General features: G+C 68.7%; 9 protein-coding genes. All 9 read right to left on the reverse strand.

What is annotated here, in order from left to right; translation table 11 throughout:
* Positions 1-75 precede the first annotated feature (75 nt).
* The 9 genes from UUA_RS08285 to UUA_RS08325 all read right to left on the reverse strand — a co-directional run bounded on the left by UUA_RS08285 (position 76) and on the right by UUA_RS08325 (position 13,146).
* Positions 76-1,314, reverse strand: coding sequence for an ABC transporter permease (locus tag UUA_RS08285; RefSeq protein ID WP_008435882.1), 1,239 nt, complete (start codon positions 1,312-1,314; stop codon positions 76-78).
* A gap of 10 nt (positions 1,315-1,324) precedes the next feature.
* Positions 1,325-2,635 carry an ABC transporter permease gene (locus tag UUA_RS08290; RefSeq protein WP_008435883.1) on the reverse strand — a complete coding sequence of 437 codons (1,311 nt, stop codon included), beginning with the start codon at positions 2,633-2,635 and terminating at the stop codon, positions 1,325-1,327.
* A gap of 120 nt (positions 2,636-2,755) precedes the next feature.
* A complete protein-coding gene (locus UUA_RS08295; protein ID WP_008435884.1) occupies positions 2,756-3,478 on the reverse strand; it encodes an ABC transporter ATP-binding protein in 723 nt (240 codons plus the stop codon).
* A gap of 65 nt (positions 3,479-3,543) precedes the next feature.
* Positions 3,544-4,815 (reverse strand): efflux RND transporter periplasmic adaptor subunit, encoded by a 1,272-nt coding sequence (locus UUA_RS08300; RefSeq protein WP_008435885.1) that lies wholly within the window; start codon positions 4,813-4,815, stop codon positions 3,544-3,546.
* 264 nt (positions 4,816-5,079) lie between these two features.
* A complete protein-coding gene (locus tag UUA_RS08305; RefSeq protein WP_193385128.1) occupies positions 5,080-7,569 on the reverse strand; it encodes a TonB-dependent receptor in 2,490 nt (829 codons plus the stop codon).
* A gap of 29 nt (positions 7,570-7,598) precedes the next feature.
* Positions 7,599-9,638, reverse strand: coding sequence for a tetratricopeptide repeat-containing sulfotransferase family protein (locus tag UUA_RS08310; RefSeq protein WP_008435887.1), 2,040 nt, complete (start codon positions 9,636-9,638; stop codon positions 7,599-7,601).
* A 100-nt stretch (positions 9,639-9,738) separates the two neighbouring features.
* Positions 9,739-11,136 (reverse strand): M20/M25/M40 family metallo-hydrolase, encoded by a 1,398-nt coding sequence (locus UUA_RS08315; protein WP_008435888.1) that lies wholly within the window; start codon positions 11,134-11,136, stop codon positions 9,739-9,741.
* Positions 11,133-12,335 (reverse strand): 3-oxoadipyl-CoA thiolase, encoded by a 1,203-nt coding sequence (pcaF, locus tag UUA_RS08320; protein WP_008435889.1) that lies wholly within the window; start codon positions 12,333-12,335, stop codon positions 11,133-11,135. Before pcaF ends, UUA_RS08315 begins: the two co-directional genes overlap by 4 nt.
* Positions 12,328-13,146: an IclR family transcriptional regulator domain-containing protein gene (locus UUA_RS08325; RefSeq protein ID WP_008435891.1), complete on the reverse strand. Its 819-nt coding sequence runs from the start codon at positions 13,144-13,146 to the stop codon at positions 12,328-12,330. The genes pcaF and UUA_RS08325 overlap by 8 nt, the downstream gene beginning before the upstream one ends.
* Positions 13,147-13,180: the final 34 nt, after the last annotated feature.

Here is a 13,180-nt window from a genome sequence, read left to right on the forward strand (position 1 = left end):
GAAGCTTTTGAGGCAAAGAGCAAGAGCACCCCACCCCAGCCCTCCCCTGCTATGCAGGAGAGGGAGTAAAAAGCGTCACACGCTGCGCGTCGCCTCCACCGGCGACACGCGCGAGGCGCGCAGCGCCGGCGCCAGCACCGCGCCCTGGCCGAGCAACAGCAGCGCCACCATGCCGATGCCCACATAGGCCATCGACATGTGGCTCATCTCGAAACGGGTCACCGTCCACAGGTTGAAGGCAACCGCCAGCACGGCACCCAGCACCACGCCGCTCGCGCTGATCAGGAAGTTCTCGGTCAGGAAGTAGGCGAGGATGTCGCGCTGCCGGGCGCCCAGCGCGCGGCGCACGCCGATCTGCTTGCGGCGCTGGCCGACCCAGAAGCTGGTGAGGCCGACGATGCCGGCGGCGGTGATCGCCAGCAGCACCACGCTGATGATGCCCATCAGGATCGCCATGCCGCGGTCGCGGTCGTACACCTTGTGGCGGATGGTGGCGTAGTCCTGGATGCCGTCCTTCGGCTCGATGATGCGCAGGCGGCTTTGCGCGTACAGCGCTTTGGGCGCATCGCGCATCGCGTCGGCGAGCTGGCCGGGCCTGGCGCGCACGATATAGAAGATGCCGCGCGCATCATCCGCCCGCAGCGGCCAGATCAGCGCCTGCCCGGCATAGCCGTTGCTCCATTGGTCCACGCCCTGCCGGTGCAGCGGGTCGACGATGCCGACGATGGTGCTCGGCTCGGTGCCCATCGCGTAGAAGCTTTTGCCCAGCGCGTTGCCGTCGGGGAACAAACGGTCGGCCAGCGCCTTGCTCACGATCACCGTCGGCGGAGTGATGGCCTGCTGGGTGCCCATCACCATCACCTCGTCGGGGCGGAAATTGCGCCCGGCGATGAGCTTCAGACCCAGCGTGTCGATAAAATGCTCGTCGCCGGTGTACACCGCCGCATCCGTGGTCGGCTTGACCTGCTCGGGCGTCATGGTGACGAAGTTGTCCCAGCCGCCGCCCCTGAGCGGATAGCCGCTGGCCGGCGTGGCGTTGCGCACGGCCGGCAGCTGCCGCAGCGCGAGCAGGTCGGCGCGCACCTGCGCATCGACCTGTTCCGTCGATCGGTCGGCGGCCCACTGGTTCTGGATGACGAACACGTTGGCCTCGTCCACGCCGCTCGCCGTGGACAGGTTGGCCAGCCGCTGGTGGATGATGAACAGCGCGTTGCACACGATGGCCAGCGTCAGCGCGATCTGCAGCGCGATCAGCAGGGTGCCCGCCTTGTGCCGGCGCAGCGCGGTGAGGATGGGCCTGATCTGGATATGCATGGCGCTCTCCTCAGCTCGACTTCAGTTGCCAGGCGGGTTGCACGTGCGCCGCGCGCCACGCCGGGTAGAACGCCGCCAGCACGGTGGCGAGGATCGCCACCACGAAGGTCAGGCCAACCAGCGAGAGGTCGAGCCGCGCCAGCCTGGCGATCTCCGGCTGGAACAGGATGCCCACGCCGGACACGCCCACCGCGGTGAACAGCAGGCCGAGCACGCCGCCGGCCAGGCCCACCGTGCCGGCCTCGACCAGGTATTGCGTGTAGATCTCGCCCCGCGTTGCGCCCAGCGCTCGGCGCACGCCGATCTCGCCGGCGCGGCGCATGAACTTGGCCAGCAGCAGGCCGATGGTGTTGACCAGGCAGATCAGGAAAAAGCCCAGCGCCACCACCAGCGCGATGCGGCTTTCCGGCGGCACCACGTGCTCGTAGTCGAGCCACTGGATCACGTCGCGCAGGCGCACGTTGGCGGCCCAGGCGAAGCGGCCCGCGTGCTGCTGGTCGGCGGCGTAGTTTTCCAGGAAAACGCGGTAGCGGGCGACTTCGGCGGGGCTATCCAGTTCCACCCACGGCGTGAGCCACACACAGTTGCTCTGCAGATAGCCCTGCCAGCTGGTGTAGCTGATCGAACCGCGGCAACTGTTGCGCCCGCCGGTGCGCATCTGCAAGTCGAGCGCACGATTGAACACCATGTAGATGTCCGGCTCGTCGGCGAAGCCGCTGGTGCTGAACAGGTCGTAGAAGCGCGGGCGTGGGTTCCAGTGGCTGGCGACGCCCACGATGCGGAAGTCATGGCCGCCCAGGCCGAGCGTGCGCCCCGTGCTGTCGGCGCCACCGAACAGCTTCTGGTTGAGCTCGCTGCTGATGACCACGTCGCTGGCCCGCGCCTCGTCGTCCTGCGCGCCCCAGCCCCTGCCGTAGCGGAACGGCACCTCGAACATGCCGAAGAAATCGGCGGTGACGGCGTAGCCGTTGGCGTTCAGCGGAAGCTCGCGGTTGCCTCCCGGCATCACCGACAGCTGCACCGGATACAACAGGGTCTGGCGCTTGGCCTGATGCGCACGCAGCAGCGCCATCGCGTCGACGTAACCCAGCGCTTCCGCCGGCTCGCCCTCCCGGTTCTGCTGCGGCCCCCAGCCGTCCACCTGCGGCGTGAACAGCTGCGCGGACTTGCCCGGAATCGGGTTGCCCGACACCGCGCGGAACACCGACCAGGTGATCATCGACGCGGCCACGCCGAAACCGATCGCCATCACCATCAAGGTGGTGAGCGCGGGGTTGCGCCGCAGGCTGCGCAGGCCGAGTTGGAGGTAATAGGCAAGCATCAGGAATCTCTGCCGGAGAAGTGGGTGGGGAATGGAGAATCAGGAACAGGGAGTTGCCGCGACGCCACGTCCGTGCACACTTTTGCCATTCCCTATTCCCTGCTCCCTGTTCCCGCCCAATCAGCCATGCGCCTCGCCGGCCTCGATCGCGTGCATGGTGTGGAAACGCGGGTCCTCCGACAGGTCCACCACCTGGCCGTCGATGATGTGCACGTTGCGCTGGGCGCGCGCGGCCAGTTCCGGGTCGTGCGTGACCATCACGATGGTGGCGCCCTCGCGGTGGATGTCTTCGAGCAGTTCGAGCACGCTGCGCGCCATCTGCGTGTCCAGGTTGCCGGTCGGCTCGTCCGCCAGCAGCAGGCGCGGCGAGCCGGCCAGCGCGCGGGCGATCGCCACGCGCTGCTGCTGACCGCCGGAAAGTTCGGCCGGGTAGTGCTTGGCGCGCGAGGCCAGGCCGACGCGCTCCAGCGAATCCATGATGCGCTGCTTGCGCTCGGCCGCCTTCATGCCGCGGTAGCGCAGCGGCACCTCGATGTTGTCGAACACGTTGAGATCGGGAATCAGGTTGAACGCCTGGAAGATGAAGCCGATCTTCTCGTTGCGGATCTTCGAGCGCGCGTTGTCGTTGAGGTTGCTCACCTCGATGCCGTCCAGGTGGTACTCGCCGCCGGAGAAGGTCTCCAGCAGGCCGGCGATGGTCAGGAAGGTGGTCTTGCCGGAGCCGGACGGACCGGTGACGGCGACGAACTCGCCCTCCTTTACGTCGATGTTGAAATCGCGCAGCGCATAGGTCTCCACCACTTCGGTGCGGTAGACCTTGGACAGGTGAGTCATCTTCAGCATGGTTGCGTCCTTTGGTGGTGGTGGTGTTTTGCCCCTCCCCTGCACGCAGGGGAGGGAGGAAATCGTCAGTTGCTGATCGCGACCGTGGCCGCGCCCTTGAAGCTGTCGGTGCCGGAGATCACGATGCGGTCGCCTTCCTTCAGGCCGTCGAGGATCTCCACCTTGTCGATGCTGGAGGCGCCGACGCGGATCGGGGTTTTCTTGGCGATGCCGTCGCGCACCAGGTAGGCATAGCTGCCGCCCGATTCGTCGACGAACGAACCACGCTGCACGGTCAGCACGTCGTCGCGCTTGTCCAGCAGCACGCGCACCGACAGGCGCTGGTTCTGCCGCAGCTGTTTCGGCGTGTCGCCCTCGAAGCGCAGCCGCGCGGCGACCTGGCCGTTGACCACTTCCGGCGAGATCGCGCTGACCAGGCCCTTCCAGGTGTGGCCATTGCCGCTGATCTCGCCGGCCATGCCGATGCCGAGATCGCGCGCGAAGCTTTCCGGCACCTGCATCTCCACCTGCAGCGCGGACAAGTCGATCACGCTGAGCAGCTGCGCGTCCTTGGCCACGGTGGCGCGTTCGGCAATGAACAGCTGGCCGACCTGGCCGTCCACCGGCGACTTCACGCTGAGGTCGTCGACCTGGCGCTGCAGATCCTTCACCAGCAGCAGCTGGCGCTCGTGCGCGAGCTTCTTCGACTGGATGTCGAAGCTGAGGCTGTCGTTGTCCAGGCCGAGGTTGGCCTTGGCGTGCGCCGTGGCGATTTTCGACTTGTCCACCGCGTCCTTGGCCTTGTCCACGTCCATGTTGGACACCGCGCCCTTGGCATACGCCTTTTGGTAGCGATCGAGGTTGCGCTCGGCGGTGGTCTGGTCGATGGTGGCGTTGTCGTAGGTTTCCTGCAGCGCGGAACGCTTCTTGCGCGCGTCGATCTGTGCGCGCTGGTACTCCACTTCCATCGCGTCGGCGTTGCTCAGTTCCTGCGCCAGCTTGTTGGTCAGCTCGGGGCTGACGATGGTGGCCAGCACCTGGCCCACCTTCACCGTGTCGCCGGCGTGCACCTTCAGCGTCACCGCTCCGCCGGAGGTGGCGTACAGGGTGGGACTGACCGCCGCCACCACCTTGCCCTCGGCGGCGATGTCGCGCACGAACGGGCCGCGTTCGACGGTGGCGAAGGCCAGCCGCGAGCTGCTGACCGATGCGGACGCCGAGAACAGCCGGCCGATACCCGGCGCCAGCCAGGCCAGCAGCGCCAGCACGAGCACGCCGGCGCCCAGCAGGATCAGCCGGCGCTTGTGGTTGGGTTTGACCTCGACCAGTCGGTCTTGTGCGGAAGTGTCGCGGATCATCGATGCCGTTCCTGACCGCGTACAGCGCGGTTGCACAGCGGTCACTGCAATCCACGTGCCACACGCAAAGCGACGCGACAAACGCTTGTCCCGCAACGGTTTGCCGCACGCGCGCGGCAGCGGTCCAGTGTCCGCGGACACTGCTCGGACAACCGGACGAACACGCCGGCCAGCGCCGGACACCGCCCCGCAAACGCGACAGGCCCCGGTTCGCACCGGGGCCTGTCGACGACATCCGTGTCGTGCAGACGTGCCGCTCGCCGCCTAGAACTCCTGTGTGAAGCGCATGCCGATGGTACGCGGCGGGTTGGTGACGGTGTAGACCTGCCCGTTGGGGTATTGCGACACCACGCCGTGGGCGGCGCAAACCGCCTCGGCGCACTCGGTGTACTTGTAGAGTTGCCCGCGCTTGTCGAACAGGTTGTTGACGTACACGTCCACTGTCCAGCCGTTCTTGTGGAAACCGGCGGAGACGTCCATGGTCGTGTAGGCCGCCAGATTGCCGGTCAGGCTGTTTTCGAGCCGGCGCAGGTCAGACTTGCGCTCGCCCACGTGCACCAGCGCACCCTGCAGGAAGGCCTCGTTTTGGCCAACGTCGAAGGTGTAGCGGGCCACCAGGTTGCCCTTGAATCTGGGCGTCACCGGCAACCGAGTACCCTTCGGCGCCAGCTCCGCGCCGGGGCAATCGGTGACCGGCGTACCGTTGGCGTCGGTGAAGCCGCAGTAGGTCGCGGTCAGCTTGGCATCATAGAAGGCGGCGCCGGCACTGAGTTGCAGGTTGTAGGTAGCGGCCCAGTTCAACTCCGTTTCCAGGCCCCGGATGCGCGCCTGGTTGGCGTTCTTGATCTCGGTCAGGCCGTTGGCGCCGAGAATGCTGAACTGGAAGTCCTTCCAGTCCTGCTGGAACACCGAGCCGTTGAACGACAGCCGGTTGTCGAGCCAGGTGGTCTTCCAGCCGAACTCGTAGTTGGTCAGGTAGTCCGACTTGTACGGCGGCAGCGAGCCGCGGCGGTTCAGGCCACCGGGACGATAGCCCTCGGACCGCGTGAGATAGACCATCTTGGTCGGCGAGATGTTCCAGGTCAGGTTGGCCTTGCCGAGCGAGCCGGTTTCCTTCACGTTCTTGTCGAAGTCCAGGCACGGCGCGCCGCGGTACGGTTGCGGCGAGATGCAGCCGGCCTCGCCGTAGCTGGAGCCGGGGAAATAGCCGGCGCTGAACCCGTAGAAGCCGCCCAGGCTGTTGTCGGCGCGGAAGTAGCGTCCGCCGATGGTGCCGGTGAGCGTGTCGGGGATGAAGTCGTAGGACAGCTCGCCGAACACCGCCTCGTCGCGGTCGGTGCGCACCTGCTCGGTCAGCCAGAGGGTGCTCGGCCAGCCGGTGATCGATAGCGAGTCGGCCAGGCCGTTGACCATGTAGCGCTGCTCGATGTCGTGCACCGAGCGCTCCCAGAACAGGCCACCGACCACGCGCAGGCGATCCTCTTTTGGCGACGCCAGGCGCAGCTCATGGCTGTCCATGGCGTAGCGGTCCTTGCCGATGATGTACTGCGACGGGTTGATCAGCGCGCCGGCGTTGTCGTAGAGGTAGTTGCCGTACGCGTAGGGTAGCTGGTCGTACCAGAACGAATAGTCGCTGTAGTCGTTGTGCTCGACCTGGATTCGCTTGAGGTGCGCATACGCGTAGGTCAGGTCGAAGTTGCCGATCTTGCCCTGCAGCGTCAGCGCCGCCTGCCACCAGCGATCGGAGGTGCGCTCCGGATAGAAGTGGGTCAGGGCGAGGTCGCCGATCGCCGGGTCGGTGGCGATGTTGCCGTGGGCCACGGTGTTCTGTCCCATCAGGGTGCCGTTGATCGACCAGTCGTCGTTGAGGTCGACCTTCAACGCCGCGCGCCCGCCGTCGATGTCGTTGCCGTTGTAGTCCTTCTTGGCCGCGGGCATGCACACCAGCAGGCTCGACGCCGTGCAGTTCCTGGCGTTGCTGACGGTGATGCCGGATACCGGGAAAGTGCGCGTGCCTTCCCTGTTGTCGATATAGCCGGCGTCGTGCTCGTGCCAGCCGACGAGGCGGATGGCCGCGCTTTTCGCGATCGGGATGTTGACCATGCCCTCGACCACGTGCCCGATGCCGCCGTGGGCGACCGAGTCGATGCCGGCGCTGTAGCTGGCGGCGAAACCGCTGGCGTCGGGCTTGTTGGTGATGATGCGCAGCGCGCCGGACTGCGCGCTGGCGCCGTACAGCGTGCCTTGCGGCCCGGCCAGCACCTCGACGCGGGCGATGTCGTACATGTGGATGTCGAGCGGGCCGGTGACGGTGGTGACCGGCTGCTCGTCGAGGTACACGCCGACGCTCGGCCGCGAGCCGGAATGGTTGCCGTCGCCACCGCTGGCCACGCCACGCATGTAGATCTCGGAGAAGCCCGGGCCGGCGCTCTGGTAGGACACGCTGGGCAGGTACTTCACGTAGTCGTCGAAGTTGGCGATGTGCAGCTGCTCGATTCTCTCCGAGCCCAGCACCTGGATGCTGATCGGCACCTTCTGCAGGTTCTCGGTGCGTTTCTGCGCGGTCACGGTCACTGCGCTCAGCGTGGCGACCTTCTGCTCCGCCGGCGGCGTTCCGGTCGGCGGCTGGGTCTGGCCCGCGTCCTGCGCGAACGCGGCCGAACTCATGGCGAAACAGATCGCCGCGGCGAGCGGCAGGCGGTTCAAGGCCGCGCGCCGTGATTGTACTGGTTGTCTACCCCTAATCCTGTGCATTGGCTCCCCTCTCTAGGTTCTGGTGACGATCAATCGGAAACTGCCACATCGGATTCGAATCCCGGCACGTCGGGGTACCGCTGCAACACCTGCCCCAGTGTCGATTCCAAAGGCGCCAGCCATGGCGCGTAGTTCTGCCAGTGATCCACGCCTTCGCGGTAGATCGGCCGGCGCACCTGTTCCGAACTCGCGGTGCGGACGGGTCGCTCGTTCTGGAAGAACCGCAGGCACGATTCCTCGAACGGCAGGCCGCAATGGTCGAGCAGGCGCCGAATCTCCCCCTCGGTGTCTTCGACCATGCGTTCGTAGAAGACGCGGTGGATGCGACCAGGCAGCACCGCGTCGAAATGCGCCATCAGCGCGACGTAGTCGCGGTAGTAGCGGCCCAGGTCCTCGAGGCTGTAGCTGAAACCCTGGCCGCGCGCGAAGTGCTGCTTGAAGCCCGAGAAGCAGCAGGCCAGCGGGTGCCGCCGCGCATCGATGATGGTGGCGTTCGGCAGCATCAGGTGGATCAGCCCGACGTGCATGAAGTTGTTCGGCATCTTGTCGATGAACAACGGCGCGGCGGTCTTGCGCTGGATGCGGGTGTTGTCGAGGTAGCGCTCGCCCAGCTCGCGCAGCTCGCCGGCGTCCAGCGCCGCCAGCGCGTCGTGGTACGGCATCTCGCCGTCGGCGCCGGCGCGTTCGCGTAGCAGGCGCGTGATCGAAGAGACCTCGGGCAGCTCCATGGTGCCTTCGACCTGGCTGTGGCTGGCCAGGATCTGCTCGATCAGGGTGGAGCCGGAGCGCGGCAGGCCGACGACGAAGATCGGGTCGCGCGCCGGGCTGCCGCAACCCGCGCGCGCGGCGAAGAACTCGCGGGTATAGCGCTGGCGGATGTGCCGCACGCGTGCGCTGGTCTCATCGGCGCTGTAGTGCAGCTGGGCGCGACGGATCGCGTTGCCCTGCGCGTAGTGCCGGAACGAGGACGCGTAGTCGGCAGCGTCCTCCAGCGCCTTGCCGACGGCGAACTCCAGATGCAGCCGGTCATCCTCGGCCAACTCGGTACGCGCCAGCTGGCGGCGCATCGCGGCAAGATCGTCGGCACCGAAGCGGAAGGTCTTGAGGTTGGCCAGGCTCCACCAGACTTCGCCGAAGGACGGCTCCCGTTCCAGGCTGCGGCGGTAGGCGGCGATGGCGCGCTGCGTGTGCCCGGCAGTCTTCAGCGCATGGCCGTAGCTCATCCACACCTTCGGGTTGTCCGGGTAATGCTCCAGCAGCTCGGCGTAGATGGCGATCGCCGGCTCGTAGTCGCCGACCCGGCACAGCACCACCGCCTTGAGGTTGCGGTAGCCGGGGTGGGTCGGCGCCGTCGCCAGCAGGCGCTCGATCTGCGCCAGCGCCTGTTCCGGTCGGTTGCTGCGATGCAGGACCTGGGCGTAGTTCTGGCGCGCGGCATCGAAACCGGGCGCCAGCTCCAGGCAGCGCTCCAGCAGGTGCAGCGCATCCTCGTTGCGGCCCAGCCGGGCGGCGACCTCGGCGAACATGCGGATCGCGGCAACGTCGGTCGGCGCCTCTCGCAGATGCTCGCGCAGCAGCGCCTCGGCCACCGGGATGCGGTTCTCGACCAGCGCGGTGGCGGCGGCCAGCAGGCGCGGGTCGCTGGTGGAATGGCGCACGTGGTTGGCGTAGGCGGCGTCCGCGGCCTCCTGCTCGCCGGCGGCCATGAGATGGTCGCCGAGCGCGCGCCAGGCCTGCGGCAGGTCGGGCTTCAGCGCCACTGCGCGGCGTAGCGTGTCGATCGCCTGTTGGCCGCGTCCGTGGCGGCCCAGCACCAGGCCGAGGTCGAGATGGACGAGCGCCCAGTTCGGCTGGCTCCGTGCCAGCGGTTCGAGGATATCGAGCGCGCCTTGCGCATCACCCTGCCCCATTCGCGCCGCCGCCAGCAGCCGCAGCGCGGCGGGGTGGCCCGCGGCGGCCTTGAGGATCTCCGCCGCCTGCTCGCCGGCCAGCGCCGGGTCACGCTGCAGCAGGCGCTCGGCGTGGGCCAGCGCCTGCTCCAGCGTGCCGGTGGCGAGTGTGTCCGTCATGGCCGGCAGACCCGCGGCAACACGGCGACCCGGCCCGCGTCGGCGGGCGGGCAATGCGACAGGAGGAAGGCGACGCGTTGCATGAGGAGGCAGCGGCTCCTTAAAGTTTCTTTAACAAACTATAGTCAAATTCCAGCGAGCGATAGTAGGCATCGACCAAAATGCGTTCGTCCTGGCCGTGCGAACGGTCGTCGTCGACATCGTAGGCGATGCCGTTGAAGACGTAGGACGGCATCCCGGCGGCGCGCAGGAACACGCTGTCCGAAGCACCGGCGGACATGTAGGGCGTCACCGGAATCGGCCCCCACAGCCCTCGCGCCACCTCGGCAACCCGCGCGAACAGCGCCGCGTCCACCGGGCTGGGCGGGCTGGGCTGCGGCGGCGCGACGCGGACGATCTCGACGCCGGGATCGGCCACGGCCTGGCGCAGCGCCGCATCCACCCGGTCAGGGTCCTCGTCCGGCAGCAGGCGGCAGTTGATCGTGGCGCGCGCGAGCTGCGGCAGCGCGTTCTCGGCCTGCCCGCCCGCGAGCAGCGTCGGCACGCAGGTGGTGCGCAATTGCGCGTTGTTGTAGACCGAGGACGCCGCCAGCCGCGCCAGCGCCGCGGGATCGGACGGCTCGCGGGCGACCGCACGCATGTCGGCGGCGAGCGCGCCCGAATAATCCTTCGCCAGCGTCGCGTAATAGCCGCGGGTGGCCGCGTTGCTGCGCAGCGGGAACTGCAGCGGCGCCAGCCTCGCCAGCGCCTGCGCCAGGCGATAGATCGCGTTGTCGGGCGTCGGCAGCGAGCTGTGCCCGCCGGGGTTGCGCACGGTCAGCGTGTAGCTCAGGAACACCTTCTCGGCGGTCTCCACTGACAGCACCGCCACGCGGCCGCCGCGCAGCTCCGGCCCGCCGCCGTCGACGTTGATCGAATAAGCCGAGCGGATCAGCTCGGGCCGGTGCGCCAGCAGCCACTGCACGCCATTAGCGACGCCGTCTTCCTCGCCGGCGGTCAGCGCGAGGATGTAGTCGCCCTTCGGCACGAAGCGCTCGCGGCGCAGGCGCAGCAGCGTCTCGACCAGGCCGGCGCCGGCGCCCTTGATGTCCATGGTGCCGCGACCGTAGAAGTAGCCGTCGCGCTCGGTCAGCGCGAACGGGTCGACGTGCCAGTCCGCGCGCCGCGCCTCGACCACGTCGAGATGCGCGAGCAGCAGGATCGGTTCGCGCTCGCCGTGGCCGCGCAGGCGCACCACCAGGTTGCGCCGGCGCGGATCGTCGCCGACCACCTGCACGTCCGCCGGCGCGAAGCCGGCGTCGAGGAAGCGCTTGGCGAGCTTTTCCGCCGCGACCGTGGTGCTGCCGTGTTCGGAGGTAGTGTCGACGGCGATCAGTTCGCCGAGCAGTGCGCGGCCCAGCGCGCGGTCGGCCGGCGGCGCGGTATCGGCGGCATGGCCGGCCAGCGGCAGCAGCGCCGCCGTGGCGATGAGGGCGGACAGGATGAGGTTCCGATTCATGGACGCTCCAGGGCCAGCGCCAGCCCCTGGCCGACGCCGATGCACAGACTGACCAGCGCACGGCGTTGGTGATGGCGGCGCAGCGCGAACGCCGCGGTCATCGCCAGCCGTGCGCCGCTGGCGCCGAGCGGGTGGCCGAGCGCGATCGCACCGCCGTTGGCGTTGACGTGGTCGGCATCGTCGGGCAGGCCGAGCGTGCGCGTGCAGGCGAGCACCTGCGCGGCGAACGCCTCGTTGATCTCGATGCGGTCGAAGTCGGCCAGGCCCAGGCCGGTGCGCGCGAGCAGCTTGCGGATCGCCGGCACCGGGCCGAAGCCCATCACCCGCGGCGCGACGCCGGCCGCGGCCATGCCGACGATGCGCGCCAGCGGCTGCAGGCCGTATCGCGCGAGTGCCGCTTCGGAGGCCAGCAGCACGGTGGCGGCGCCGTCGTTGAGGCCCGACGCATTGCCGGCGGTGATGCTGGTGCCCGGACCGAGCAGCGGCTTGAGCGCGGCCAGCTTCGCCGCCGTGGTCTCGGTGCGCGGATGCTCGTCGACCTGCACGAGGACCGACTCCCGCCCGTGCGGCGCATCCACGGCGGTGATTTCCTCCGCCAGCCAGCCCTGCGCTTGCGCGTGCGCGGTGCGCTGCTGGCTGCGCAGGGCATAGGCGTCCTGGCTGTCGCGGTCGATGCCGTGCTCGCGCGCGAGGTTCTCGGCGGTCTGCGTCATCGAGTCGATGCCGTAGCCGGCCTGCATGCGCGGGTTGACCAGGCGCCAGCCCAGCGTGGTGTCCTCCAGTTGCTGGTCGCGCGCGAACGCCGCGCCGGCCTTGGCCAGCACGTACGGCGCGCGGCTCATGCTCTCGACGCCGCCGGCGACGACCAGCTCGGCCTCGCCACAGGCAATCGCGCGCGCGGCCTGGCCGATCGCCTCCAGGCCGGACGCGCACAGCCGGTTGACGGTGACGGCGGGAACGCTCTCCGGCAAGCCGGCCAGCAGCGTCGCCATGCGCGCGACGTTGCGGTTGTCCTCGCCGGCCTGGTTGGCGCAGCCCAGCATCACCTCGTCCAGCGCCGCCCAGTCCAGCGCCGGGTGGCGCGCCATCAAGGCCGCGATCGGCAGCGCGGCGAGGTCGTCGGCGCGCACGCCGGCCAGCGCGCCGCCGAGGCGGCCGAACGGGGTGCGCGTGGCGTCTACCAGGTAGGCGTCATTCATAGGCGTGCTTCATCGCCAGGTGCGGCAGCCAGCCGCCGCGCCGGATCGCCTGCTCGATGGCGCGCTGCGCCTCGCGCAGGGCCGGCAGGATCTGCTGCACCGCGCGCGCGGGCGCTTCCTCGCTGTACGGCATGCCGACGTTCAACGCGGCGACCACGCGGCCGTCGCCGGCGTGGATCGGCACCGCGATCGAGCACAAGCCCGGCTCCAGCTCGCGGGAGACCAGCGCATAGCCCTGCTCGCGCACGCGGCGCAGTTCCACCTTCAGCGCGCTGGCGCTGCGGATCGTCTGCGGCGTGTAGGCACGGAACTTCTGCGCGCGCAGCCAGACGGCCAGCTCGGCCTCGGGCAGGTCGGCCAGCATCACCCGCCCCAGCGAGGCGGCGAACGCCGGCAACCGTGCGCCCACGCCCAGCGCCAGGCTCATCACCCGGCGCACCGGCACGCGCAGCACGTAGACGATGTCGCTGCCGTCGAGCACCGCCATCGAACACGACTCGCCGACCCGCTGCGACAGCAGCTCCATGCTCTGCTGCGCCAGCTCGGTCAGGTCCAGCGAGGTGAGGTAGCTGTAGCCCAGCTCCAGCACGCGCGGGGTCAGGAAGAAACTGCGCCCGCGGCTGCCGACGTAACCCAAGTGCTGCAGGGTCAGCAGACTGCGGCGCACCACCGCGCGCGACAGGTCCGTGCGTTCGGCCACCTCGGACAGGCTCGCGCTGGGCAGCTCGCGATCGAATGCGCGCAGCACCTGGAGCCCGCGCGCCAGCGATTGCACGTAGTCCGCGCTGTCCTCGAATGCTGTCGATGCCATGCGTTGGCGGCCTCCATTGACAGGCCGAGCGTAG

The organism is Rhodanobacter thiooxydans LCS2 (assembly GCF_000264375.1).
Taxonomy (GTDB): domain Bacteria; phylum Pseudomonadota; class Gammaproteobacteria; order Xanthomonadales; family Rhodanobacteraceae; genus Rhodanobacter; species Rhodanobacter thiooxydans.

What these genes read in the sequence shown, in the direction of transcription:
- UUA_RS08285 (WP_008435882.1), bottom strand. Translation starts at nt 1,314, where the DNA reads ATGCATATCCAGATCAGGCCCATCCTCACCGCGCTGCGCCGGCACAAG.
- UUA_RS08310 (WP_008435887.1), bottom strand. Translation starts at nt 9,638, where the DNA reads ATGACGGACACACTCGCCACCGGCACGCTGGAGCAGGCGCTGGCCCAC.
- pcaF (WP_008435889.1), bottom strand. Translation starts at nt 12,335, where the DNA reads ATGAATGACGCCTACCTGGTAGACGCCACGCGCACCCCGTTCGGCCGC.
- UUA_RS08295 (WP_008435884.1), bottom strand. Translation starts at nt 3,478, where the DNA reads ATGCTGAAGATGACTCACCTGTCCAAGGTCTACCGCACCGAAGTGGTG.
- UUA_RS08290 (WP_008435883.1), bottom strand. Translation starts at nt 2,635, where the DNA reads ATGCTTGCCTATTACCTCCAACTCGGCCTGCGCAGCCTGCGGCGCAAC.
- UUA_RS08315 (WP_008435888.1), bottom strand. Translation starts at nt 11,136, where the DNA reads ATGAATCGGAACCTCATCCTGTCCGCCCTCATCGCCACGGCGGCGCTG.
- UUA_RS08325 (WP_008435891.1), bottom strand. Translation starts at nt 13,146, where the DNA reads ATGGCATCGACAGCATTCGAGGACAGCGCGGACTACGTGCAATCGCTG.
- UUA_RS08305 (WP_193385128.1), bottom strand. Translation starts at nt 7,569, where the DNA reads ATGCACAGGATTAGGGGTAGACAACCAGTACAATCACGGCGCGCGGCC.
- UUA_RS08300 (WP_008435885.1), bottom strand. Translation starts at nt 4,815, where the DNA reads ATGATCCGCGACACTTCCGCACAAGACCGACTGGTCGAGGTCAAACCC.